The sequence below is a fragment of the Rhodanobacter sp. MP1X3 genome, from assembly GCF_014207165.1.
Lineage (GTDB): Bacteria > Pseudomonadota > Gammaproteobacteria > Xanthomonadales > Rhodanobacteraceae > Rhodanobacter.
This window is the reverse complement of sequence record NZ_JACHCO010000001.1, coordinates 266,040-292,332: the sequence shown is the minus strand read 5'-3', so window position 1 is coordinate 292,332 and position 26,293 is coordinate 266,040. Positions and strand designations below refer to the sequence as shown.

General features: G+C 59.5%; 17 protein-coding genes and 1 pseudogene. 7 read left to right on the top strand and 11 right to left on the bottom strand.

Annotated elements, in window-relative coordinates:
* Positions 1–49: 49 nt before the first annotated feature.
* From HDE79_RS01170 to HDE79_RS01150, 5 genes are all read left to right on the top strand, one after another.
* Complete coding sequence (locus HDE79_RS01170; protein ID WP_184600096.1) at positions 50–1,150, top strand: histidine kinase; 1,101 nt, start codon at positions 50–52, stop codon at positions 1,148–1,150.
* Entirely contained in the window at positions 1,128–1,832 is a 705-nt protein-coding gene (locus HDE79_RS01165) for a LytTR family DNA-binding domain-containing protein (protein ID WP_184600095.1), read from the top strand. Before HDE79_RS01170 ends, HDE79_RS01165 begins: the two co-directional genes overlap by 23 nt.
* A gap of 106 nt (positions 1,833–1,938) precedes the next feature.
* Positions 1,939–2,502, top strand: coding sequence for a GNAT family acetyltransferase (locus tag HDE79_RS01160; RefSeq protein WP_184600094.1), 564 nt, complete (start codon positions 1,939–1,941; stop codon positions 2,500–2,502).
* Between the two features lie 44 nt (positions 2,503–2,546).
* Positions 2,547–2,912, top strand: coding sequence for a VOC family protein (locus HDE79_RS01155; RefSeq protein ID WP_184600093.1), 366 nt, complete (start codon positions 2,547–2,549; stop codon positions 2,910–2,912).
* A gap of 36 nt (positions 2,913–2,948) precedes the next feature.
* Positions 2,949–3,587, top strand: coding sequence for a glutathione S-transferase (locus HDE79_RS01150; RefSeq protein WP_184600092.1), 639 nt, complete (start codon positions 2,949–2,951; stop codon positions 3,585–3,587).
* Positions 3,588–3,978: 391 nt separating this feature from the next.
* Here the strand turns inward: HDE79_RS01150 and HDE79_RS01145 are convergent, their stop codons facing one another.
* From HDE79_RS01145 to HDE79_RS01130, 4 genes are all read right to left on the bottom strand, one after another.
* Positions 3,979–5,607 (bottom strand): protease pro-enzyme activation domain-containing protein, encoded by a 1,629-nt coding sequence (locus tag HDE79_RS01145; RefSeq protein ID WP_184600091.1) that lies wholly within the window; start codon positions 5,605–5,607, stop codon positions 3,979–3,981.
* Between the two features lie 615 nt (positions 5,608–6,222).
* Positions 6,223–7,131 (bottom strand): phosphogluconate dehydrogenase (NAD(+)-dependent, decarboxylating), encoded by a 909-nt coding sequence (gene gnd, locus HDE79_RS01140; protein ID WP_184600090.1) that lies wholly within the window; start codon positions 7,129–7,131, stop codon positions 6,223–6,225.
* A gap of 102 nt (positions 7,132–7,233) precedes the next feature.
* Positions 7,234–8,766: a mercuric reductase gene (locus HDE79_RS01135; RefSeq protein WP_184600089.1), complete on the bottom strand. Its 1,533-nt coding sequence runs from the start codon at positions 8,764–8,766 to the stop codon at positions 7,234–7,236.
* A complete protein-coding gene (locus tag HDE79_RS01130) occupies positions 8,766–10,082 on the bottom strand; it encodes a glucoamylase family protein (protein ID WP_184600088.1) in 1,317 nt (438 codons plus the stop codon). Before HDE79_RS01130 ends, HDE79_RS01135 begins: the two co-directional genes overlap by 1 nt.
* 404 nt (positions 10,083–10,486) lie before the next feature.
* Here HDE79_RS01130 and HDE79_RS01125 point away from each other — a divergent pair, with 404 nt between their 5' ends.
* Positions 10,487–14,350 carry a glycosyl transferase family 36 gene (locus tag HDE79_RS01125; protein ID WP_184600087.1) on the top strand — a complete coding sequence of 1,288 codons (3,864 nt, stop codon included), beginning with the start codon at positions 10,487–10,489 and terminating at the stop codon, positions 14,348–14,350.
* A 25-nt stretch (positions 14,351–14,375) separates the two neighbouring features.
* Here the strand turns inward: HDE79_RS01125 and ntrC are convergent, their stop codons facing one another.
* Together ntrC and HDE79_RS01115 are read right to left on the bottom strand one after the other, a co-directional pair.
* A complete protein-coding gene (gene ntrC / locus HDE79_RS01120; protein WP_184600086.1) occupies positions 14,376–15,755 on the bottom strand; it encodes a nitrogen regulation protein NR(I) in 1,380 nt (459 codons plus the stop codon).
* Positions 15,748–16,755 (bottom strand): ATP-binding protein, encoded by a 1,008-nt coding sequence (locus tag HDE79_RS01115; protein ID WP_184600085.1) that lies wholly within the window; start codon positions 16,753–16,755, stop codon positions 15,748–15,750. Before HDE79_RS01115 ends, ntrC begins: the two co-directional genes overlap by 8 nt.
* A gap of 220 nt (positions 16,756–16,975) precedes the next feature.
* On the opposite strand from HDE79_RS01115, the gene HDE79_RS01110 reads away from it, so the two are divergent.
* Positions 16,976–17,581 (top strand): transposase, encoded by a 606-nt coding sequence (locus HDE79_RS01110; RefSeq protein WP_343205890.1) that lies wholly within the window; start codon positions 16,976–16,978, stop codon positions 17,579–17,581.
* 123 nt (positions 17,582–17,704) lie between these two features.
* Here HDE79_RS01110 and HDE79_RS01105 read toward each other — a convergent pair whose 3' ends face one another.
* The 5 genes and pseudogenes from HDE79_RS01105 to HDE79_RS01085 form a co-directional block, all read right to left on the bottom strand.
* On the bottom strand, positions 17,705–18,181 hold the full coding sequence (locus tag HDE79_RS01105) for a hypothetical protein (protein ID WP_184600084.1): 477 nt from the start codon (positions 18,179–18,181) through the stop codon (positions 17,705–17,707).
* 108 nt (positions 18,182–18,289) lie between these two features.
* Positions 18,290–19,639: an RHS repeat-associated core domain-containing protein gene (locus tag HDE79_RS01100; protein WP_343205911.1), complete on the bottom strand. Its 1,350-nt coding sequence runs from the start codon at positions 19,637–19,639 to the stop codon at positions 18,290–18,292.
* 91 nt (positions 19,640–19,730) lie between these two features.
* Positions 19,731–20,075: a hypothetical protein gene (locus tag HDE79_RS01095; RefSeq protein ID WP_184600083.1), complete on the bottom strand. Its 345-nt coding sequence runs from the start codon at positions 20,073–20,075 to the stop codon at positions 19,731–19,733.
* An 8-nt stretch (positions 20,076–20,083) separates the two neighbouring features.
* Positions 20,084–25,627, bottom strand: a complete 5,544-nt coding sequence (locus HDE79_RS01090; protein WP_184600082.1) for an RHS repeat-associated core domain-containing protein — start codon at positions 25,625–25,627, stop codon at positions 20,084–20,086.
* 172 nt (positions 25,628–25,799) lie between these two features.
* A pseudogene (locus tag HDE79_RS01085) lies at positions 25,800–26,293 on the bottom strand (hypothetical protein); the annotation flags it as partial.

Here is a 26,293-nt window from a genome sequence, read left to right as displayed (position 1 = left end):
GGGATCCACTGCTCGCGGCTTGACCACACTCATGCGGCATACTTCCCGCATGCCTCCACCGACCACCGCCAATAATCCACGCGAACGCGTCGAGCAGAGTCCGCTGCCGGACTTCTGCCGGCTGCCTGCGTTGTTCGCCTTGATCATAGTGGGCGCGCTAACGGTGACGGTAATGTGGCTGGCGCGCAATGGCCAGCGCGACTGGGCGAGCTATAGCGTCGGCATGCTGTTCGTCACCTGGCTGGCGTTGGTGATCGCCGTGGTTCTGTGCAAGTCGCGTGCGCTGCTGCAGCGCCTGCCAGGCCACCTGTCCTATGTCGGCGTGTGGCTGCTGATTGTGCTTATCGTGCTGATTGCCAGCAGCATTGCGCGCTGGCTCGATGTTGCGCTGCAGATGCAATTGGGCACTGACAGCCGCGGCGTCTTTGTGCGCGACAACGTGGCCATCGCCGCGCTGCTCGGTGCCGCGATGCTGCGCTACTTCTACGTGCTGGCGCAGTGGCAAGCGCGGCTGGCCGCGGTGACGCGCGCGCAGGTCGATGCACTGCAGGCGCGCATCCGGCCGCACTTTCTTTTCAACAGCATGAACACCGTGGCTGCACTGATCCGCGTTGATCCCGATGCCGCCGAGCGTACGGTGGAAGATCTCTCCGAACTGTTTCGCGCCGCGCTGGGCCAGCACAACAACGACGACGGCACGCTCGGCGACGAACTGGCGCTGATCGAACGCTACCTCGCGATTGAACAACTGCGCCTGGGCGATCGTCTGCGTGTGCAGCGTGATATCGAATCGCTGCCGGATAATTTCCCGCTGCCGCGCCTGCTGTTGCAGCCGTTAGTCGAGAACGCCGTACGCCACGGCATCCAGCCGCTGATCGGCGGCGGCGAAGTGATCCTGCGCGGCCAGCGCAACGGTAACGCCATCCTTATCGAAATCATCAACCCACTGCCTGCCACCGCGGCCGAACCCGGCAACGGTCACGGCCTCGATAGCGTGCGACAGCGCGTGACCTACCGCTATGGTCCGCAGGCGCGCGTCGAAGCAGGCCCACAAAGCGGACCCGATGGCGAACGCTTCATCGTTCGCCTCCACCTACCCATACTTCACTCATCAGGGCAGGCGAACGATGCGCGTACTGATCGTCGATGACGAACCGCTGGCTCGCGCGCGGCTGGCCGTGCTGCTGAGCGACTGCGTCGATGTGGAAATCGTCGGCAGCGTCGCCGATGGCGAAAGCGCGCTCGCCGCCATCGGCGAGCAGCAGCCCGACATCCTGCTGCTCGACATCAACATGCCCGGACTCAACGGCACCACCTTGGCCAAACGGCTAGCCGGCCGCGCAAGACCGCAAGTGATTTTCTGCACCGCCTACGAAGCCCACGCGCTGCAGGCGTTCGAACTCGGCGCTGTGGACTATCTGCTCAAACCGGTGCGCCTCGAACGGCTGCGCGATGCCTTGCAGCGCGCCGAGCGCCGCCTCGCCGACCAGGGCCGCGACACACCAAAGTATCTGCGCGGCCGCCTGCGTGGCGAAGAAGTGCGCATTGCCCTCGATGAAGTGATCTGCCTGGTTGCCGACGAAAAATACGTCGTCGTGCAGCACCGCCGCGGCGAATTGCTGATCGAAGAATCCCTGCGCCAACTCGAAGACACCTACCCCAACCAACTCATCCGCCTGCACCGCAACTGCCTCGTCCCACCGTCGCGCTTGCTGGGCTTGAAAACACTCAGCGACGGTCGTGTGCTCGCGCGTCTGGATGGCACCGAAATAAGTCCCGAAATCAGCCGCCGCAATTTGCCGGCGGTGAGGAAGTTGTTGCGGTTGGGATAATGAATTTTGGAAAGCTGTTTCTTTAGATTACCGGACGTCGTGCCATCGGATAGCACGGAAGGTCACTACCAACTGCTTCGTCTAACTGGTTTTGAATGAGGTTTTAATGCAAATCAGCGTTGCACAATCTTCTGATATCTACGACGTGCTGGAGCTTCAGAAAAAGTATCACGTCGCTTCCATTGCAGAGCCGGATAAATCGAGTGGTTTCGTAACAACGTTGTTCACCAAGGACCAACTGAAAAGCCTGATAGCTGATGAAGGTGGCTTGTCCATCGCTCGTGACGGCGAACGTCTTGTGGCCTACGTCATGGCGGCGTCCTGGGGGTTTTGGTCGCAGTGGCCGATATTCACCCACATGATTGAGGGGCTCGATCAACTGGAGTTTCTCGGCCAGCCATTGACGGTCGAGAACTCGTATCAATATGGCCCTGTCTGCATTGATAAATCCGTCAGGGGAAGCGGAGTGCTTGAGGCCGTGTTCGATTTTTCCAGAGCCCAAATGGCCGAGCGATATCCCGTCCTGCTCACCTTTATCAACAAGACGAACACTCGATCTTTTGCCGCCCACACCAGGAAGCTTGGCCTTCATGTGATTCAGGAATTTGAGTTCAACGGCAACCAGTACCATGAACTCGCGTATGACACATCAAAAAGCATTTTTAAATAGTCAGATGATCAACGAAACTCTTTGAGGCAACAGCGAGAATGACCATGCGTTCACCGCTCAACGCCATCGTGATCTATGCAAAGGACATGGATAGAACAGCTGACTTCTATCAGAGATTTTTCGGACTGGCGTCCACAGGAAAAGTTGAAGGCTTGATCGAGTTGAGTTCGACGGACGGCGGCCCGATCATCCTGATACACCAGGCGGCAAAAAGCATGAAGCTGGGGCAGGTCGCCGTGAAGCTGGTCTTTGCGGTGGAAGATGTCGAGGCATTCAAGGTAAAGAGCGCCGAACTTGGACTGACGTTTGGAAGCACCCATCAAGCCAATGGATATGCGTTCGCAAACGCCAAAGATCCGGACAAGAATTCAGTATCAATATCCAGCCGCGCTTATCGCTATTGCGCATAGCTTTTACCATTCAGGCTCCATGCAAAAGGAATCACCATGAAATTGATCGGCATGCTCGACTCACCCTATGTTCGCCGCGTGGCGATCTCGCTGCAATTGCTTGGTCTTCGATTTGAACACCAGTCGCTTTCGGTATTCGGCGGGTTCGACGAATTTCAGCGGATCAATCCGGTGGTGAAGGCGCCGACGTTGATCTGCGATGACGGCGAGGTACTGATCGATTCGACGCTGATTCTTCAATATGCCGAATCGATCGCGAGCTCCGGTAGAAGCCTGATGCCAAGCGGCAACGCCGAGCTTCGCCACGCGCTGCACATCATTGGGCTGGCGCTGGCTGCCAACGAGAAAAGCGTGCAGATCATCTACGAGCGCAATCTTCGGCCGGCCGAAAAACAGCACGAACCATGGATAGAGCGCGTCACCGGACAATTGTTTGCCGCTTTCAACGCGCTTGAATCAGCCTTCCGCGATCAATCGCAAGCCATCACCAGTCGCACCATCGATCAGGCCGGCATCAGCACCGCCGTAGCCTGGAAGTTCACCCAGGAAGTGCTCCCCGGACTCGTGCCAACTGCCGACTATCCTTCGCTGCAAGCCTTCTCGGAAAAAGCCGAAGCTCTGCCCGAATTCACAGCCGCACCATGCGGCTCGACAACCTATCGAGACGCCGATTGATCCGATGGAAAAGTTGAGGCAACTCCAGCCTTACCGCTCTGGCTTCAGCTCTGCCTTTTGACGTACCACTCCCCTGTGCGGCGGTGAGCTGAGGCCGGCAGACCCGTAGGGATTCTGCACCGCCTACGAAGCGCATGCGCGGCAGGCCTTCGACCTAGGCACCATCGATTACCTGCTCATCCGCCTGCACCACAACTGCCTCGTCCCACCGTCACGACTACTGGGTTTGAAAACACTCAGCGATGGTCGCGTGCTCCTGCGCCTCGACGGCATAAGACTGAAAAGTCATCGCTCAACTCGTGCTAAGTGACTGTCGACCACCCATTGTTTGACGGCAGAAGCACCGAGTACTTCATACCGTCTGTTGCGACTCGGCACTCCTCAAACTCGGCTAATCATGGAAGTAACCGATGGCCAGTGCGTTCAAGTTTCGCGCATTTATGCTGCCCCAGCCACCGATGGCATCGTAACCAGCAACGGCGTTGTACCCATAACCACCATAGCCGTTGTTGCCCTCATTGACTGGATGCACCAGCTGTTGCATCGAGTAGCCACTAAGGGCGTAATCGTTTTTGATGTGATCGTGATAGTCGGCGTAGCAGGTGTAGAGCAGCTCGAGAGGTGTTTCCGGATGGTATCCCATCCTGATTCTCAGACCCACATACAAGGCCGCGGCGAGCACGGTGCCTCCCACTTGGACGGGCGTGGCGTTCCCCTGGAGATAGACCAGGGCACCACTCGCAGGGTCAGCATCGAAGGCAACGTCCGGAACGATCCGCCAAGGGGCATGATTGAACAAGTCCCCTTGACCTCCCTCGAACTTGCTCACACCACCACCACCGGCGTGGAGTTGCTGGTCGCTCGTGAGGTTCTCCGGATCGACAGGAGCCACGCCAGAATTCCACCCGGTTTCGGACGCATAAATGCCGCCACTCGTATACAGCGAAGTGCCGCCTATCGCCCAGACATCGCGGTCACTTGCCGGATAGTTCACGGTATAGCTGCCCGGGGCAACTAGCCAGTTTCCCTGGGCATCGAGAATCACACCCTCGGATTCAGCATATGCACCGTCGTCGCCGCTAGGAGCGATGTTCTCTGGTATAAACGCGATCGCATTGTCGGATGCCGCCATCAAGCCGCTGCGATGGGCATCGTCTTCCGATATGGCAAAGGGAAGCAGCTCACTCGCATATTGGACAGGCCAGCTGAATTCGTCCTCCATCGTGTCAATCCCCAGGATCAGATTGGCATCGCTGAGATCGGGCGGATTGTAGAAAACAATCTGCTTCAATCCACCGGCCATCCCGACCATCGCCTCGACTGCTGTCGTCCACACCAGATCCTTGGCGGGGTCGTCCTGATAGCTTCCATCGCCCACGGGGATCACCTGGGTGGATACATCCGGCAGGCCATGCGATGTGGTGTACGCCTTGAGATTGGCCAGCACCGCCGTCAAGTCGCCGGAAGCAACCATGGCCACCGTGCTGCCCGTGCCGATGGGCAGATTATCCGCATCGTAGAAAGCCGAAAATTCCGTCAGCTCGTGCGCTACCTCCACCGCCGTGCCGGCCGCGTTCGCGCGTGCTTTCGTCGAAGCCGGCGACGGCGCCACCTCAACAACGGCTTGGGCCGTCGCTACATTCTGCAGGCCGAGCACGGCCACTACCACGCCGCCCAACGCCTGCGGAACTTGGGCGGGCGCGTTATTGCCGAATGCGGCGCGACCTTGATACTGAAAGCTCATCAAGGTGGTGTTGAATGCGGCCTGGATGCCGGCCACCGTACCGGTTGCGTCGACCAACCGTTGGCTGGAGCTCACCTTGATGCCGGTAAAGCCATTTTGCTGCAGGTAATCGACTACCGCCTGGACTTGCGCAGGAGTCGGCTTGCTATCCGGCAGAACCGGGTTGAGTGCTGCCACCACATGTTCGCTGGTGGTCGCCGGTAACGCCGTCGCCGTCGTCGATGGCAAAAAGGCCTGAGTCTGGGTGGCGACCCAGACTGTGTCTGTCGCCTGCACATCACTCGTGGCACACGCTGCGACCAAGGCCAATACAAGCGTCGTAAATCTTAATGCCCGTATTGCGGGCCGATGTTGCCTCATGGCGTTCATATCATCGCCTTCCTTTGTACGAGCGCCGGAACCTTAAATCCGTGCACAGCGCCAATCTGCCCCTGCAATCGCTACGATAAGCTGGTGCCATATATCAAATTGTGAAGCGCGACCAATTCAACTCTGAAGTACGTCACAAGATGAAGTGAAGAGCAGCGGGCTCGGCAGCCTGCGCAGCTTTAGTGTCAAGTGGAACTGCGCATGAGCTACACGCACCTAGGCCCGACGGCCGGCCCGGAGGCGCGATCTACCAGAAATACATCGAATCATTACCACGCCATCGGAGCCAGGACGACTCGGATTCCGACTCGCTCTTAACCATGCCAACTATTGACGACGGGCCGCCCAGATCGGCAGCGGTACGGGTGTCCCTGCTCGGTGACCATTGCGGTGGTGTTGGCCTTGAATTCTTCGGTAAAACGACGACGGATACGTGGAGACACGATGGACACGTATCCCGAACTTTATCGTTCGGCATACGTGTCCATCAAACCCCGGCAAGCTCGGTCGCGCCAGCGACAATCACCCTTCCTTCTTGATCTCATGCCCACCAAACTCGTTGCGCATCGACGCCAGCAATTTGTCGGCGAACGAGTCGTTGTCGCGCGAGCGGTAGCGCTCCATTAGTGACAAGGTAATCACCGGTGCGGAAACGCTCAGCTCCATCGCCGCATCCACCGTCCATCGGCCTTCGCCCGAATCGACGACGTACGGCGCAATGCCGGTCATGTTGGGATTCTTGCCCAGCGCATCCGTGGTGAGGTCGAGCAACCATGAGCGCACCACACTGCCGTAACGCCAGATTTCACCGACCTGTTTCAGGTCGAGGCCGAACTCGGTCTTGTGCTTGAGGATGGAGAAGCCCTCGGCGTACGCCTGCATCATCCCGTACTCGATGCCGTTGTGAACCATCTTGGTGTAGTGGCCGGAGCTGACCGGGCCGACGCGACCCCAGCCCTGATCCTTGGCTGGCGCCAGCGTTTCGAAGATCGGCTTGATCGCGTCAACGGCTTTCTCGTCGCCGCCAACCATCATGCTGTAACCCTCGGCCAGACCCCAGATGCCGCCGCTGGTACCGCAATCGACATAGTTGATTTTCTTGTCGACGTACGAGGCCGCGCGGCGCTGCGTGTCCTTGTAATTGGAGTTGCCGCCGTCGATGACAGTGTCACCGGCCGACAGCAGCTTGTACAAGGTATCGACGGTGTCGTCGGTGATCTTGCCCGAGGGCACCATCACCCATACCACGCGTGGCGTGGGAAGTGCCTTGACCAGCGCTTCCAGCGAGTCGGCTTCGCCGGCGCCCTTGGACACCAGCAGCGTGCGCGCGTCAGCGTTGGGATCAAAACCGGTGACCTTGTGACCGCCCTTGAGCAGACGTTCCGCCATATTGGCGCCCATTTTGCCGAGACCCACCATGCCAAGTTCCATCGGATGTCCTTTACGTAGAGTGATTGGGGAGAGGAAGAATTCTTGATGCTTGTGTTGCACAGTCTATTCACGTCGTCGATAAGCCGGCGTGATCGCAGAAACTTACTCGGTGGTACGCGCCAGCCATTTCTGCAGGCGCGCACGCAGGCGTGAGGTGATGCGGGTACGGCTGTAGGCCTTGGCCGCTTCGCGAATGGCTTCGGCCTGAGTCGGATACGCGTGGATCACCCGCGCCAGCGTGCGCAGGCCGATCTTGGCGACCATGGCCAGGGTGATCTCGTTGATCATCTCGCCGGCATGGCGCGCCACGATGGTGGCACCGAGGATGGTGTCGGTGCCTTCGCGAATATGGATTTTCACGAAGCCGCCCTCTTCGCTGTCGGTCACCGCGCGATCGATCTGGTGCATCGGCACGGTGAACGTTTTTACCGGAATGCCCTTGAGATTGGCTTCGCGCACATACAGCCCGACATGGGCGATTTCCGGGTCGGTGTAAGTACACCACGGAATGACCAGCTCGCTGAGGCGCATGCGCCCGCGCATGAAGGCATTGTTGACCACGATGCGTGCCGAGGCCGCTGCGGTGTCGGTGTACTGATCCTCCAGGCAGACGTCGCCGGCAGCGTAGATACGCGGATTGTTGGTCACCAGGAAATCGTCGACGCTGATGCCCTTTTCGTCGTCGTATTTGATGCCGGCCTTTTCCAGATCCATCCCCTGCACGTTCGGCACGCGACCGACGCCGGTGAGAATCGCGTCGACCTCGATGGTGCTTTTGTAGTCAGCACTGAGCAGGTCGACCTGCTTGACGCCGTTCTCGACGCGCACGGCCGTTGCCGTGGTGTTGAGTCTTACCTCGATGCCATCGCGCGCAAACGCATCGGAAAGAATCTGGGCCGCGTCGCGTTCCTCCTTTTCGAGGAACAGCGGCTTGTCCTGCACGATGGTGACCTTGGAGCCCAGCTGACGAAACGCCTGGGCCAGTTCGCAGCCGACCGGGCCGCCGCCAATCACCAGCAGACGCTTGGGCAGCTCGGTGAGATTGAAGACCGTGGCATTGGTGAGAAAGCCCGCTTCGCGCAGACCCGGCACGTTCGGGATATGGGGGCGCGTGCCGGTGGCGATCATCGCCTTGCCGAAGCGCAGCGTGAGGTCGTTGACCATCAGCGTGTCGGCACCGGTAAAACGTACATTGCCGAAGAACATGTCGACGCCAAGCGAGGCCATCCGTCGCACCGACGAGCCACCGCTGAGGTGGCTGCGGATGCGCCGTACACGATCCATCACGGCGGTAAAATCCACCTCGATATGATCCGGCACCTTGCCGCCGTAACGGCCGGCGTTGCGCATATCCGCGTACAACCGCGCGGTACGGATCAACGCCTTGGACGGCACGCAGCCGGTGTTGAGGCAGGTTCCGCCGATCAGGTGGCGCTCGATCATCGCCACCTTCAGGCCCATGGCAATGGCCAGTTCGGCAGCGGCCACACCGGCCGAACCCGCACCAACGATGACCAGTTGATACCAGTCCATCGGCTTCGGGTTGGCCCATGCCACTGGATGCAGGTCGGCCAGCCGTTTGTCTTCCCACGCATCCTGCGGCGCGGTGATCGAGGCATCGAAAGGGGGCGACATCAGCGTGCTCCATCGGTATCGGAAGGCTGCAGCCAGCCACCGGTGAAGCCGGCTTGCTGCAGCCCGTCGCGGATGTAGCTACAACCGCGCATCAACTGCCACAGCAGGCCGCTGCGATGGTTTTCGATCATCATCACCACAATACCCTGGTCGAGTCCGTAGTAACCGTTCGAAATCCATAGCTCGCCGTTCACCAGAACGGAGGGATTGAAACTGCTGGCCAGGCGGTTATCGACCGTCATCTGCGGGTAGCGCATCAGCATGTTGCGTATGGCCTCCATGACCAATTCCGGCGCGAACGGCAGCGAGGCAAGCACGGCTGGTGCAGACAGCGTGCCATCGTCTGGACCATAGGGCACGCCGCGCCCCGCGTAGCCAAACAGGCGCCGATCTTCGCTGACTTCATCCGGCTGCTCGTCGGTGGGGCCATCGCAGGCGGAGAGTCCCCAGCAGTTCTGGTCGTAGCCGGTGAATTCGTGAGGATTGAGCTCGGTGTATCGGCGCTGGATGTGGACTGCGGCGCGGCTGTTCTCGAAATAGTCCGTATTCTTCTCGCGCATGAAGGGATCACGGATGCCGCGCAGGTCAACCCAGGCGTGCGAGAACTGATGCACGAACAGCGGGCCGGCGTAGAGATAATCGTGGTTGTAGAGGTTTTCCCACTGGTAGGTGGCCGTCCACGCGGTGTAGCAGTCGTCCTTGATCGGGTGCGTCGGTGAGCCCATTGCCATGGCGTACAGCACGATCGCTTCGCTATAGCCTTCCCAGCCGTAGTGCAGAAAGCCACTCTCCGGTTTCCATCCCTGTCGGATGGTGCCGCCGCTGTCTTGCGACCAGCGCCAGTCGACGCGGCAGTAGAGAAAGTCGACCAACTCGCGCAGCTCGGTTTCCTCCGGCGTATCGGCGTTGTAGTACTGGCCGGCAGTGAGCGCACCGGCAATCAACAGCGCGGTATCGATCATCGACAGTTCGGACTGCCAGACCCGCGTGCCTTTGTGGATGTCGAGGAAGTGGTAGTAAAAACCTTTGTAGCCGGTGGCATTCGGCTCACCGCTCTGGTCGCTGTCGCGGAAAAAACGCAGCGCCGCCAGGCTGAGCTTGACCGCCTCGGTGCGTTTCATCCAGCCGCGCTCTATCGCTATCGGATAGCACGAGAGCGCAAAACCAACGACCGCAATGCTGACCGGTGAATTTTCGCGCGAGGTGTCGGCGACTAGCCCGTTGTCCGGATTCACGGTTTCCAGAAAATAGCCAAAAGCCGCTTGCTGCATCTGATCGAGCATGGCCTCGTCCGTGAGCGTGGGTAGCTGTGTCATTGCATGGGTTTCCGATATAGCCAAGAGTCTGGAATCAATTTTGACCAATCAATTTAAACCACGCTTGGCGAACTGCACCGAAACACCTCGTCTGCTGACAAGCCATTCCGCGGAACGTCCGCCGGGCGGAGCGACTCGTCTGTGCGTCGCCGCATGCCATCTTGCGTCATCTTGTATTACCGGGATCATCGTATCGTCCGAAAGTAGGTCGGCACATGATGGTGGGGTGCGATGCATGTAATGCGTGTAAAGCCGGGGCAGCATTGTGACTTCCCATGGAACGGATTGTTCCTGATTCGACGACCAGCCGGAATCGACTTCACGCGGTATTAGCCCGGTGCGGACGTACGCTATGACGGTTGCGACATTCACCCCCGCCGATCGCGCAGGAGCTCTACCCTCTCATGTCATTCCGCTCATCCTCACAACCGCGCACCACACCACGCGCGCACCTGCTTTCCAACGGCAACTACAGCGTGATGCTGAGCGCGCATGGCTCCGGCTACAGCCAATGGCGCGACATGGCGGTGACCCGCTGGCGCGAGGATGCCACCCGCGATCCATGGGGCAGCTATCTCCTGCTGCATGATGAAGAGAGTGGCGAAGTCTGGTCAGCCAGCCAGCAGCCGTATGGCAGCAGCGGGCCCGACGATACCGTAGCGTTCTCGCCCGGACGCGCCAGTTTCAATCGTCATCACAGCCACATACACAGCATGCTGGAGGTGGCGATAGCGAGCGACGCCGACGTGGAACTTCGCCGCCTTACGTTGACCAACTATGGCGACAAGCCGCGCGCGCTCTCCATAACCGCCTATGCGGAGGTCGTTATCGGCCCAATCGGCGCGGACAATTCGCATCCGGCCTTCTCCAAGATGTTTGTGCAAACCGACTGGGATGCTGCGAATCGTTTGTTGCTGGCCACCCGTCGCCGACGCGCCACCAGCGAAGCCAAGGTTTGGGCGGCCCAGGCGCTGCACATCGAGGGCCAGCCGGCGACCGAGGAATTCGAGACGGACCGTGCGCGCTTTCTCGGCCGCGGCCGTACGCTGCGCCACGCGCAGGCCATGCAGATGAGTGCAAGCTTGTCCGGCACGACCGGCTGCGTACTCGATCCGGTCTTTGCCCTGCGCCAGCACGTGACGCTTGCCCCAGGCACCAGCGTCACGCTGCTGCTATGGACGCAGCTGGCCGATTCACGCGAGGGCGCAACCGCGCTGGCAGCTCAGTTGGCTGACGGTGGCGCTGCGGAGAGCCTGTTTGCCGGCGCGGCAAAACATGCGCAGGCCGAGCAAGAGCGGCTGGACATCAACGATGCCCAGGCCGCGCGCTTCGCCCACTGGATGTCGGCCCTGCTCAGCAGCGATGCCTCGCAACGCGCTGCTCCCGCCTTGCTGGCTCAGGGCCGCGGTGGCCCGCCAGCGCTGTGGGGCGCCGGCATTTCCGGCGATCGTCCGATCGTGCTGTTGCGACTGGACAAGGACTCGACCTTGCCGCAGGTACAAGCACTGCTGCTGGCGCAAACCCTGTGGCGCAGCCAGCGGCTAGCCGTCGACGTGGTGGTGTTGAACGCGGCGAAAGACGCCGATGCCCTGCAGGGCAAACTCGATCCACTGATCAACGCCCAGCAGGCGCTGCTGAAGGAGGACAACAACGCACCGAAGGCTGAACTCTTTTGTCTGAAAGACAGCGCGATCTGGGACGAGCTACGCAACGGTTTGCTGACGGTGGCCCGCGTGGTGCTGGGCGACAGGATCGCCAGCGATACTGCTCCGGCGGATGCGGGCTCAACGCCTGCCGCCGCGGCGATTCGCGCGACGCAGCCGATCACCGCAACAGCCACACCGTCCACGCTCGAATTTTCCAACGGCCACGGCGGCTTCGTCGATGAGGGCCGCGCCTACCGCATCGATCTCGATGCGAATCGCCCGACACCGGCACCCTGGGTCAACGTGATCGCCAATCCGGCATTCGGCTTTATCGTTTCGGCCGAGGGCGGCGGTTACGCATGGTCGCTCAACAGCCAGCAAAATCCGCTGACGCCGTGGCCGAACGATCCGGTCAGCGACACACCACGCGATATTCTCTTTCTGCGCGACGAGGAAAGCCGCGACGTGTGGAGCGCTACCGCGCTACCCGTGCGCGTGGCTGACGCGAAATATGCCGTCATACACGGCAAGGGCTGGACGCGCTTCGTCAATGACGCACATGGCATCGGCACCGAGCTGACGCAGTGCGTGCCCACAGTCGATTCGATCAAACTGTCGCGGCTGCGCCTGAGTAACCATTCCGGACGCACGCGCCGAATCTCCGTCACTGGCTACGTCGAGTGGGCACTGGGTTCGAACGGCACCACGCCGGCACCATTCGTGATCACTTCACGCGATGAGTCCACCGGTGCGCTGTTTGCGCGCAACCCGTGGCGCGGTGACTTCGGTGATCGCGTGGCATTCATCGATCTTGGCGGCCGGCAGCAGTCCTGCACCGGTGATCGCGCTGAGTTTCTCGGCGAGCTGGGCGCGATCGATGATCCCGCCGCCTTGAGCAGCAGCGCACCGCTGTCGGGCCGCGTCGGCGCCGGACTGGATCCCTGCGGCGCGTTGCAAACCACCGTTGAACTGCCACCGGATACGCAAATCGATATCGTCTTCGCGCTGGGTGATGCGGCCTCCGAAGCCGAGGCGCAGGAACTGGTGAAGCGTTATCGCACAATCGACATCGACAGCGTGCTGACCGACGTCGGCGCGCAGTGGAACGGCCTGCTTGACACCGTGCAGGTCAAGACGCCGGATCGTGCGATGGATGTAATGCTCAACCACTGGCTGCCATATCAGGTGTTGGCCAGTCGCGTCTGGGCACGCACGGCGTACTACCAGGCCAGCGGTGCCTACGGCTTCCGCGATCAGTTGCAGGACGTGATGGCGCTGTGCGTGAGCCGGCCCGATCTGGCGCGTGAACACCTGCTGCGTGCGACCGGTCGGCAATTTGCCGAAGGCGATGTACAACACTGGTGGTTGCCGCCGGCTGGCCAGGGTATTCGCACCAGGATCCGCGATGATCGTCTGTGGCTTGCCTACGTCGCCACACATTATGTCGATGTCACCGGCGACGACACCGTATTGGACGAGTTGCTGCCCTTCCTCAAAGGCGACGCGATTCCGGAAGGCGCCAGCGATGCGTTCTTCCAGCCATCGGTATCGGACGAAAAGGTATCGGTCTACGAACACTGCGCTCGCGGTATCGACTCCAGCCTCACGCAGGGTGCGCACGGCCTGCCGCTAATGGGCACCGGCGACTGGAATGACGGCATGAACGCGGTCGGCGAAGCCGGCCGCGGCGAAAGCAGCTGGCTGGCCTGGTTGGCGATCGCCACCATCGGACTGTTCGCCCCGCGCGCCGAGCTGCGCGGCGAAACCGAGCGCGCCAAACACTGGCGCGATTATGCCGACAGCATGCGCGGCGCCCTGGAAAACGCATGGGATGGCGAGTGGTATCGCCGCGGTTACTACGACAATGGCGAGCCGCTGGGCTCACGCGAAAGCGACGAATGCCAGATCGACACCATCGCACAATCCTGGAGCGTGATTGCCGGCGCACCGAACCGCGAGCACGCCGAACAGGCGATGGCCTCGGTCGACAAACTGCTGGTCGATCATCCAAACCAGATCGCCCGGCTGTTTACCCCGCCGTTCGATCACGGCAAGGAGAACCCTGGCTACATCAAGGGCTACCCACCGGGCGTGCGCGAAAACGGCGGCCAGTACACGCATGGCGCCACCTGGTCGATATTTGCGTGGGCCGGGCTCGGCGATGGCGAACGCGCCGCCGCGCAGTTCGATTTGCTCAATCCGATCCGTCACAGCGACAGCGCCGAGGCCATTGCCCGTTACAAAGTGGAGCCGTATGCCGCCTGCGCGGACGTCTATTCAGTCGATCCGCACGTCGGCCGCGGCGGCTGGACCTGGTACACCGGCTCGGCCGCGTGGCTTTATCGCGGCGGCATGGAGGCAGTGCTGGGCTTCCACAAGCACGGCGACCGGCTGCAGATTGACCCGCGCATTCCGAAAGGCTGGCCCGGCTTCGAGATGGCCTATCAGCATCATGGAAAGTCCGGCGCGATCACGCACTACCGGATCGCCGTGGAGAACCCAGACAAGGTTAGCCATGGCGTGAAGCAGATCGCATTGGACGGCCAGACGCTTCCCGCTGATCAATCCGTTGCTTTGGTTGATGATGGACAGACGCATACGCTGCGCATCGTGCTCGGCTAACGAACGCTAGCGACGCACCGACCTTTCAGCTGCGCCGCGTACGCGACGCGCCGAGCTTGCGGGTCAGCGTATTGCGCCCCATGCCGAGGGCCATCGCAGCATTCTGGCGATGGCCCGCACTGCTCTGCATCGCCGCCTGCAGCAAGGTCTGATCCAGCGCATCGCGGGCACGCGCATGAATGTCTTTCTCGTCGTTAGCTAACGCCGCCGATGCCCATTCGCGCAACGCGTCAGTCCACTCGCCGCCAGCAGCTTTGCCGGCGATCTCGCCAAGATCGGCCGGCAGAATTTCCGCGCCACGCGCAATCACGGCCATGCGGCGGCAAAGATTTTCCAGCTCGCGCACATTACCCGGGTAGTCGCGCTGCGCGACCGCCTTCAACGCCGCCTTCGAAAAACGCTTCGGTGCCAGCTTGAGTTCCTGCGCTGCCGTGGCGAGAAAATGCTGTGCCAGTATCGGGATATCCGCGCGGCGCGTGCGCAGCGGCGGCAGCTCGATACGCACTACATCGAGTCGATGCATCAGGTCAGCGCGGAACTGCCCGGCCGCCACGCGCGTCGCGAGATCCTGATGCGTCGCCGCGACGATGCGTACATTGCCGCGTATCAGCTCGCGGCCGCCGACGCGATAGAACTCGCCGCCGGCCAGCACGCGCAACAGGCGCGTCTGCAGAACCAGCGGCATGTCGCCGATCTCGTCGAGAAACAACGTGCCGCCCTCGGCCTGTTCGAAGCGACCGGAAACACGGCGAACCGCGCCGGTGAACGCGCCGGCTTCGTGACCGAACAGTTCGCTCTCCAACAGCTCGCTGGGAATCGCCGCCGTATTCAACGCGACGAAAGGCTTGCCGCGACGCGCGCTTTCCTCGTGCAGTGCGCGTGCCACCAGCTCCTTGCCCGTGCCGGTTTCGCCGGTGATCAACACGTTGAGATCGCTGGCCGCCACGCGGCCGATCAGACGAAACACTTCGCGCATCGGTGCGCTTTCGCCAATCAACGCGTGGTTCGCGACGCTCGTGGCAGCCTGTTGAGCGACGGGCGATTGCGCGCTTTCCAACGCCCGCTGCACAGCGGCAACCGCCTGGTCGAGATCGAACGGTTTTGCCAGATAATCCACCGCGCCGGCGCGATACGCCGCCGCGGTAGTCGCCACGTCGGTGTAGGCGCTCATCACGATGACCGGGCCCATGCCCTGTTTTTGCATATCGTTCAACAGGCTCAGACCATCTTCACCGGGCATGCGCACGTCGGTGACCAGCAGCGCCGGCCGTGACTCGCGCAGCGCATCACGCACCGCGCCGACTTCGCCAAATTCGCGCACGGCGAGGCCGGCATCGCGCAAAGCTTCGGCAAGCACAAAGCGTATGCCGCGATCGTCGTCGGCGATCCAGATTTCGTCAGTCATGTGCGCGCTCCAGCGGCAGATACAAAGAGAACACCGTCTCGCCCGGCCGGCTCGCGTAGCGCAGTTCACCGCCGTGCTCGCGGGCGATCTCGCGCGACAGCGCCAATCCCAGACCGCTGCCGTCGGCACGGCCGGACACCAGTGGCTGAAACAGGGTATCCCGCAACGACGCAGGTACACCGGGGCCGTCGTCGATCACATCGATCCGCAACGCCATACGCAGCATCCGGTCGCCCCAGCGCAAACCGTGTTCGACGCGCGTACGTAAGGTGAGTGTTTGTGCACCGGCTTCCTGCGCGTTGCGTGCGAGGTTGAGCAGAATCTGTTGCAGGCGATCGGCGTCGCCAAGCAGATCCGGCACGCTGGGATCGTAGTCATGTTTCAACCGCAGAGCTTGCGGCTGCGCCTGCAGCAGATCGGTGAGACGTTCCAGCAGATGATGGATATTCACCGCGCCGAGCTGCGGCGCGCCATCGTGATGCAGCAGACGATTGGCCAACGTGGCCAGCCGATCAGCCTCGTCGATGATCAGCCCAGCCAGCGATCGCAGATCATCCGTTGCCACGCGACGCTGCAGCAGCTGCGCTGCACCGCGCAGACCAGCCAACGGGTTCTTCACCTCGTGTGCAAAGCCGCGCAGCGTCGCTGACAACGGTGAGCCGCTAGCCGCCGGTTCGGCCAACGTATGTAGTTCCAGCAACAGCCCGGCATCGAACGGCTGCAGCGCGATATCGACCAGGCTTTCCCGCCCGCCTGCGGTGCGCAGCGTAAGACCGCGCAACTGCAGTGGACGCTGCTGTTCAATGACGCGTGCGGCCAGCAGCAGGGGTTCCGGCTCACGCAGCAACAGCGCCAGCGGCTGACCCACCGCGCTGCGTGGCCCCAGCTCAATCCACTCCGCCAGCGCTCGATTGATCCAGACCAGGCGCAAGTCCGCATCGACCAATACCAACCCGGTCGCCATCTGCTCAGCCCACGCCTGCCAAACCGCTTTATTCATTGCACTATCATGGACAATGCGTTGGTTTGGTGCAATTGATGTCGCAGAGACCCGCGCACTGCGGGCATCGTTGGACGGCAATCCAAATTTTGGGCGAGATACAAAGTTTGGATTTTGAGCCTACTTGCTCTTGTGCACCTTCAGTCTCCTTGGCGTTAGTTTGCCCGGAGATCTCTGATTGTGCTGGATCAAGTTTACGGGAAGTCGACAGGATGAGTGGGTGAGATGCAAAGCCATGTACGACCTGGCGGCGCGTGGACCGCGCGACTTTGGTGCCATGGAAGTCGCGCGCAGCAAGCCAATGACGTCGCGTGTCGTGTTGCACGCCAAACCGCCCAAAGGACGCAAGCACCGCAATCGATACGGTGCGCCAGCGCGCAATTCCAATAGCCGCAAAAACGCGCAACGCGAAAGCGAACCGTGGTTGCTGGTAGCCTCCCCATCGCTGAAACTTACTGCGCGACAGCTGATCACGCTATATGGGCGACGCATGCAAATTGAGCTGTCGTTCCGAGACCTGAAATCCCATCGCTACGGGCAGGGTTTTGAAGACAGCCTCACGCGCAAAGGTGTGCGTATCGAAGTGCTCTTGCTACTAAGCGCGATGGCCGCTTTTGCAAGCTGGCTCGTGGGCATGGCCTGCGAAAACTGCGGTATCGACGACTGGCTCGCGCCGTTCCGATCGAAGCGACGACTCTACTCGTTGATGCGACTGGGTCGTGAGGCATTAATGCGACGGTGGTCGAGTACGCGCTTGAGCGAACTCATCGATCAGCTAAGACACCCCAGTTCACAACTGCTGGATCAACTGGGTCTGCCGGCATGAAAACGTGGGGAACCTCAGAACCTGACCCCGTCATTTTGAAATCCTCGACACGTTCTCTGCAAGCGAGTGCCACGCATTTCTTTGTGTCCTCAGGATATCTATGCGGATAAATCAAAAAATGCTCTAGTCGAAAGGCCTACGAAAGCCGAAAAATAACTTTCTGGTACTTATAAGTTTGAATAAAAAAATTAGGCCAACTACGCCTGCAAATAAAGCGAAAATATGCTGCCAGAGGTAGGGCCACCGCTCCTCTCTGCCATCTATTTCATAAGTAAAGCTGCGCGCTGTTTTCACGATATGCGGATCAAATACCAGTAAGTCATCGCTAAACTGATCGCCAAAAGGAACAAAGTCATGTTCTGTCCCGTCGCCATTTTTGACCGTGTAGTGGGTTACGCAACGATTATTTAATGGAGCCTCACAAACCTGATGGGAACTCTCCACAACAAAATCGATCGAAAGCAGAAAAATATCACGAATTCGTTGTGCAGATACCACAATTGCATAAAGACTTACACACATAAGTAAGAACATTAATCCGAAGGGGATATATTTTTCATCCTCCTCATCATCATCCGTTGCCCAACGAATTAATTTCACCATTGTGCAACACCTCGCCACTGGTCACCAAAAACCTTTCCAGCCACATAGTCTAGGGAACGAAGGCTATTAAGGTTACCTATTTCGTTTACCTCATTATTCACCATCCTACATTTTCCCAAAAATCTTACGCCAAACATAATCGTCAATATTATTAATATTACCGTAGTTTTGAACATTGGTAATTGTGCATCCGGCAAAAAATGATCCTCCAACTCCATAGCTAGAGCCTGCGCCCAAATGGTCCGAATTACTTGGATCAATATAGCCGTCAAAAAATGGAAAGCTCAGATTGCCAAAGGGGCCACTAAAATCGTTAATTGTCGTTGTGTCATCTCCCAGTGAACCCATAAACGATCCGCCGACTCCAGCACTAGCCCCATAAGCAAATCCATCACCGCCATAGGCGTATGTTCCAATGTTTCCTGAGCTGTCGAAAACTATACCAGCACCACCAGTTAATCCCCACCCAAAACCTACAGTTCCACTAATTCCTATATTTATAACCCATAATCCAGACGGGTCGCGATGTATTAGCGGGTTATCACCAACATAGGCATAAAAATTATTCTGCCCCCCACCAAACCCCATCGGGTCTTCCGAAATAAACCGCCCCATCGTCGGCGAGTAATACCTCGCACGGTAATAATACAGCCCCGTGCTATCGGCCTCACGCCCGGTATAAAGATACGGATTGGTGAATCCGGTCGTGGTATCGCTCTGCGTGACATTCCCGTAAGGATCGTAGCTGTATTGCTGCGTGATCGTTCCCGTGAGATCAGTCAGGGCGATCGTGCTGTTCAGCGCATCCGTCAGCAAATTGGTCCGTCCGTTCACATCGTTGCGGGCGAAGCGCTCGTCCGTACCTAGGCCGGTCAATATCGGGTTAGTGACGTTACCGATTGCCTCCTGCACCGCGTTGGACCCATCGTAGAGATACGTCGTCGGTGCCGTGGCGCCCACGACGCTCTTGCTGGTGCGCCGCCCCAGAGCGTCATAGGCATAGCTGAACTTGATATTGCCCGCCTCGGTGATTTGGCTCAACTGGTTGCGTGCATTCCACACGAAGGTATCGATGCTGTTGCTGGTGAGGTTGCCATTGGCGTCGTAGCTTGGCGTGGTGCCGTTGAAACTGGTCTGGCGATTGCTCAGATCGAAGGTCCCCGGCGCCGAGGTCGTGGCCGGCACCACGTCGGTGGCGAAGCTGCCGGTCTTGCTGATGCGACGACCATCGAGGTCATAGCCGTAGGCCAGCGATCCCATGGCCGTGTTCGTCGGGCTGACGTAATTGATACCGGTCAGCTGGTTGGCCGCATCGTAGCCGTAAACCATGCTGACCGCGTTGTGCAGGATCAGCGAAGTGCGCCGGTTGGCCGCGTCATAGCCAAACTGCACGGTTTCGCTGCCCTGCGTCAACGAAGTCAGTCGGTTGGCATTGTCGTAGACATAGTTGACGATGGCTTGGCTCGATAATTCTCTACGGCTTTGAATAATCTGGAACTGGACATTCTATGTCCGCGACGATGCCAGAGAGTTTCTCAACAGCCTGTTAAACCCTATGCTCAAGCTTAGTCTGTACTAGAAATTCAAGCTTCTCCACGCTCTCCAGTATAGAAATTTCTCTAGCGTTAATAGATTCCTCTGCTTTTTTGCCCGATAATATTCCTTGCTCTCGTTGATCAAGGAATATTGCGTATACGGTCTCCAAAGTACCCCACTCCCTTAAAAAGCTCTCACTCCATTCCTTATCCATAGATTCTATTATCCAGAAAATTTCCTTAAGCCTTTTAATTAAATACTTGAGCGAGATTTTTTGACATTTGAATTCATTCAATTCATCAGCCATGATCTTCAGCTGTCGTTGATTGAAATCTTCGGATTCCGTATTTTTCATAATTTTCTCTACTGCCTTATCAAACCACGCGACACGGTTATTACCCTGCCTTCAGAATTTGTTATCACTGTAATGTTATTCGTGGTGTCAAGGTAAGCCGTTGTGCCTGGCACCTTTCCTGCTATTGGGGCAGTATCGTCTATCGCGTTTTGAACAGCTGAAGGCATAACGCCGTCACTTTGCATTTCGTCAAATGCATGCCCAGAATATTCGGTATCACCAACGGAGCCCGGCGCATTTGTTCCGTCAGCCACATCCATTGGGTTGCCTGACCTACCTATGGGCGTCGAGGCTGGCACTTCTGCGGCTTCTGCGGCTTCTGCAGCCTCAGCGGCTTCGGCGGCTTCGGCGGCTTCATCAGCGGCAATTATTTCTTCCACCACCGCTGCGTCGGCGAGAGGATCTTCTGGACCACCACCTGCAATCTCCGTAGCAATAATCGTCGCAAGAAGAGTTGGATCAATTCCGCCACCACTACAACCTGCTTTGGGTATCGCAGGAGGAAGAGACCCACACGCTGCCCATGACATGCTGCCGCATCCTGACGCCGCGCGTGGCGACTCTAACCCTTTTGGATCTACGTTGCTAAGCGGATTATTGCCGACATAGGCATATAAATTATTTTGCCCCCCCTTAAAACCCAGTGGGTCTTCCGAAATAAACCGCCCAATCATAGGGCTGTAGTACCTTGCCCGATAATAATAAAGGCCCTGACCATCTGCCTCCCGCCCGGTGTACTGATACGGATTGGTGAAGCCCGTCGTGGTATCCGTCGCGGTCGTTTTGCCGTACGGGTCGTAGCTGTATTGCTGGCGCATAGCACCGGTGGAATCCGTAAGGCCGAGGGTGCTACCCAAGGCATCCGTGAGGAAGTACGTGCGCCCCGTGACGTCGTTGCGCGCGAATCGCTCATCGGCCCCCAATCCCGTCAGTATCGGGTTGACCGTACCGCCCTGCGTCTCCTGCACCGCATTCATGCCGTCGTAGAGGTATTGCGTAGCTGTCGTACCCGTGGTCTTCGCTGTGCGGCGTCCCATCGCATCGTAGGTATAACTTGCACCTACCGTCGTGCCTTGCGTGATCTGGCTCAGCTGGTTGCGTGCATTCCACACGTAGGTGTTGACACCATCGCTGGTCAGGTTGCCGTTAGCGTCGTAGCTTAGCGTCTGGCCGTTGTAACCAGTCTGGCGATTGTTGCTGTCGAAGGTGGCGTTCTGCGTGGTGGCCGCCGGCAGCACGTCAGTGGCGAAGCTACCGGTCTTGCCGATCCGCCGACCACTCAAGTCATAGCCGTAGGTCAGCGAGCCCATGCTTGTGTTGCTGGGGTTGAGATAGTTGATGCCGGTCAGCTCGTTGGCCGCATCGTAGCCGTAGCTCAGGCTGATGCCATTGGGCAGGATCAGCGAAGTGCGGCGATTGGCGACGTCGTAGCCGAACTGCACGGTTTCGCTGCCCTGCGTCAGCGACGTGAGCCGGTTGGCATTATCGTAGACATAGTTCACTGTTGCCTGCGCTCCCGAGGTCATAGTCAACCGCCGGCCAGCGGCGTCGTAGGTATAGCCGATGGTCGCCTGCGGCGTCACCTCCGAGGTGACGCGATCCAGACCGTCGTAGGTCCAGCTGAGTTGGCCACTGCCAGAGTCCAGCAGGTCGGTCAGGCGATTGGCGGCGTCGTAGCTGGGTTGTATGGTCGACCCATCCGCATATGACGTGAGGACACGGCGGTTCAGTGCGTCATAGGTAGACACCGTCGCCTGGTTTTTACGATCAGTGTGAGACAATACATTGCCCACGCCATCGTACGTCCATGATTCGGTTTGATTCAGCGCATCCGTCCGCGAAATCGGACGATTGCGAAGATCGTAGGCTGTGCTAATAACCGCCTTACTAGGCAACGTCACGCTCAACGGATTGCCATTGCCGTCGTAGTTGGCCGTCGTCGTTTGATTCAGCGCGTCCGTGACCTGTGTCACCCGATCTTCGACGTCGTATTGCATCAGCCCCACATTGCCTAGTGGATCCTTGGTCGCCACCGTGCGACCCAGCCCATCGACCACGAACGAGGTCGTACGACCCAATGCATCGCTCACGCTTTGCAGATCGTAGCCCTGATAAGTAAAGGATTTAACGTCTCCTAGAGCGTCATGCACGCTGGTCGGCTGCCCGGCGGCGTTACATTGAATGGTCGTGCTATCACCCAGCGGATCGGTGACTTTGGTCAAGCAGCCGTTCGTATAGCTAAAGCTCGTGGTATGCCCCAGAGGATCCGTCAACGATGCCAGCTGGTTGTAATCGGGGGTATAGGTTAGCCGCCCGCTGACGGCGCTGGATGTGCCGGCGAGTCGGGTAATTTGCGTGACGTTACCCAAGGCATCGTAGGTGTAAGTGGTCTGGCGGCCCAACGCATCGGTCATGCTGCTGACCAACCCCGATGCCTGGCGCACGTAGGTGGTGGTTTGTGCCAACGGCGTACCGTAAGCGACCGTATCGGTCGCCATATAGAGACTCGCCTGATCGAAGGTCACTTGCTCCTGGTGGCCGTCCGGGTCCGTCACGACGACGGCGGTGACGACGCCGGTGGAACCGCTTCCAGGAATCCCGATGACGCTGATCGGATCCATTGATTTGCCGGCTGCTCGAGTCGCAGCGGCTTTAACACTACTGGCCGTGCTGCCGCTGTTATCGAGGGTATAAGCAAACTGATAGCTCGTACCATCCGCGTAGGTCTGCTGGGTGACGCGCCCGTTGGCATCGTACTGGTTGGTGATGGCAGTGTTGCCCCGCCGATTTTGGAGGGTGAGCATGTGGTTACTGCTGTCGTAGGTATATTGCTCATTGGTCTGGTCGGGGTAGGTGACCTGCGATAACTCGCCGGCACTGTTGTAGGTGTAGCTGACCGTACGCCCGGTATTGTCCACGGCACTCGACACGCGATTGCTGGTGTCGTAATTGAACGTGATGGAGCGTCCGCTGGGCGAGACCATCTGATCCATCAGGCCGCCGTTGTAATTGAAAAGCAGCTGATTGCCAAAGCGGTCCTGGCTCCATTCCAGCTGATTGGGCACGTCGCTCTGGAAGCCGTATTGCGTGCCATCTTTCATCGTGAGCTGCCAAAACTCGCCGATCGGCGTGCCCGTGAAAAACTGCAACGTCGCGCCGTAGTAGGCGGAGTTGGTCGCCGTATGCTCCCACACGTCGCCCGTCAGCGGCCAGTTGGTGGAGGTGCCTGTCACTGAATTGAAGACGATGCCCTGACCGCAGGGAAGTATCAGCTGCGGCGCCGTGAAACTACCGTCGCTGCTGTACAAGTGCAGGCTGAAATTGGCATTGCCGCCGATGCCGAAGACATGCGAGCCACTGTCGTCGGAGTTATAGGCGCGCATCACCGTCAGCGGAACGATGTCCTTGATCGACAGATCGTTCCACTCATGGAAGAACGTTCCGGTCTGCTCGTCAACCGGGTCGCCCGCACATTTGTTGTTCGGCTTTTTGTTATCGGGCGCATTGGCACTGCTGAGCGACACGCCAGCGCCCATCGCAGCGACCAGCGACACGCCTTTGTCCGGCGCCACATGCCGGGCATCGGCGGTGACATGGCCGCCACCGTACATTCTCCAGCCCTGCTGGGTGTCGTAGACCCAGAAATTGCCCACGACATCGGGCTTGGCGTGCCCGTAATTGGGGTACACCACCCGCATGCCCTTGGCCGCTTCGGGGGTCAATCCTGTCAGCACCGCATCGCCCGGCTGGATGGTGAAGTACATCGGAAAATTGTCGGGCAGCGGGAACGGCGCGTGATCGACGGGTGTGGGGACGATGGCGATATGGGTCAGCACATGACCCTGGCGATCCTTGAACACGGCGCCCGCCGGCACGTGCAGTTCCAGCCCCGGCATGTCCGGATGCGTGAGTACGGTTTCGCGCGTGGTCGGCGATGGCAGCGCGATCTCGTCACGCGGCAACACGCGCGGCAGGTACATCACGAAAGGCATGTGCGTGATGGTTTTTGCTTTGACGTCGGCGCCGACCAGGAAACGGCCGTAGTTTACCGTGTCATGACTGGCGCTGCCGCCGTCGACGAAGACGTCCTGTCGGCCCGGGTTGAGACCTTTGAGGACGAACACGCCACGCGCATCCGTCCGCACTTTGTTGCCACCGATACTGACCTCGACATTCGCCACCGGCGTCTCGTCGATCTGCCGGACCTGACCGATCAGCGCAGCACCGCCCTTGGGCAGGCTGGCTTCGAGTGTGTGCGTATCGGGCAGGTGCTGATAGGGCTGATACAAACGCCAGTGCGAGCCGGTCACATTGGGCGCGTTATTCAGGCCGGGGTACCAGGCACCGTCCTTGATAAAGCTTTGTGTGCGACACAACTGATCGCTCTCGTGACCGCTGCAGGAGACCTTGCCATCGCCGGCCATGAGGTAAAGCGGCGGCGCGTCCGATGCCGGCATCGCACTATCCGCTACCACGGACGAAGGTGACCGGCGGTGGCCCTGGCCTGCCATCACCACGCTTTCCGGGAAGACTTGCGCGGTCGTAAAACCTACCGCGGTATACGGCACGGCGGCGCCCGCCGTGGTGTGCAGACCTTTGACGAAGAGCGTGTAGCGTGAACCCGGATACAGATCATCGGGCAATTGAACGAAGGCCAGACGACCACCTTCGGTGCCGACGACACGGGTCGGCACCACGCCTTCGGGTCCGAGCAAGGTGATGGTGGAGCGCGTCAGTTGACGGACATCGACCGGCGTGGCGAAACGTAGCGCCAGCGGACCTTGGATCGGCGCGCTGGTGCTATCGGCAGCGGGAAAGGTCATCGGCACATTGGATGCGCGCGTAAGGGTTTGCTCGGGCGCGCGCGTGACGCGCTGCGTACTCGGCTGAAACAACCACGTCGACTGCACGACATGACCACCGGTATCAACGCCACCGGCAATACGTATGGCGCCATCGGGCTGCAACTGGGCGTGTGCGTTAAAACGTGGGCCATCGGGGAGCGGCGTGCGCGCGGTGATGGTGTGCGACGCCGGCTGCCACACCACCACATCGCTGGCCGGTGCACCCTTCGCCGACCAACCGCCGGCCATCAGCAACTGCCCATCGGTTAGTACGGTCAGCGTATGGCCGGCACGCGCGGGTAAGCCCAGGATACCGGTGCGAACAAAACGCTCGGTCGCCGGATCAAACCATTCACCGGTCGCCAACACGTTACCGCTGGCATCCATGCCGCCCCACAGCAATACCTGGCCACCGGGCATGACGGTGACGGAACCCTGGCGACGTACTTCCGGCAGCTTGACGATCCGACGTGTCGCGCCATCGCTCAGGCTGGCCTGTTGACCGGCCTCATCGATGGACAACCCGCGGCCATCGGGCAGCAGCGTTTGGCGAGCGGCGATCGACGAGGGGGCGTTGTCGGCCTGCCCCGCACTGGGCATGATCATCGACGATCCCCGCGCCAGCCACCCGGCCGTGGCCGTGATGACGGCCAACGCCAACACACCCATGCTGCGCGCGCCGATCCCGCGAATACCTTTCCCGATCATGACGGCTTCCCTTTCTTTTTCGTGGCGTGAACCGCGAAGTCATTGATGCACTGATTCCTAAGATCCTTTCCCAACGACAACGACGAAAGACATGTCACGCCTTGCGCATACGTTGGCTCATGCGCCCAACGTGAGGAGGCAAAGCGAGCACCCCAATGTTTCCGTTGGGCCATCATTGCTGGTTGACGTTGGGTTCGAGGCTGGCGCCGAAACTGATCGTGCTGTTCGCATCCGGCGGCGACACGATCACCGAATATTGCCCCGCCGAAAGCTTCCATAGCGGTATCAGACAATTGACGCCGGCATTGACCACGCAACTGACGTTGGCCACGGTATTACCGGCGGGATCATCAATGAGCACCTGTACCGCGTTACCGGTAGACCCCGTGATCGACAGGTTAGTCAGCGCCAGCTTGAGGTCCTGACCTTGCGTCGGCGTGAAGACAAGAAACACGCTTTGTCCGGCCGCCAACGTCGCGAAATTTTGCACCGTTCCCGTGACGGGTTGACCTGTGACGGCAAACCACGTGAGTTGCGCCGTCGCTGGCGCTCCAGAAGCAGTGTGAGCGCCCAGCGTATAGGTACCTCCGGCCGGCAAGTTCGGCAGGTTCACCATCGTTGTACCGGTGGTGTTTATATATGTGTAGTAATTGCCGGTTGTGATCT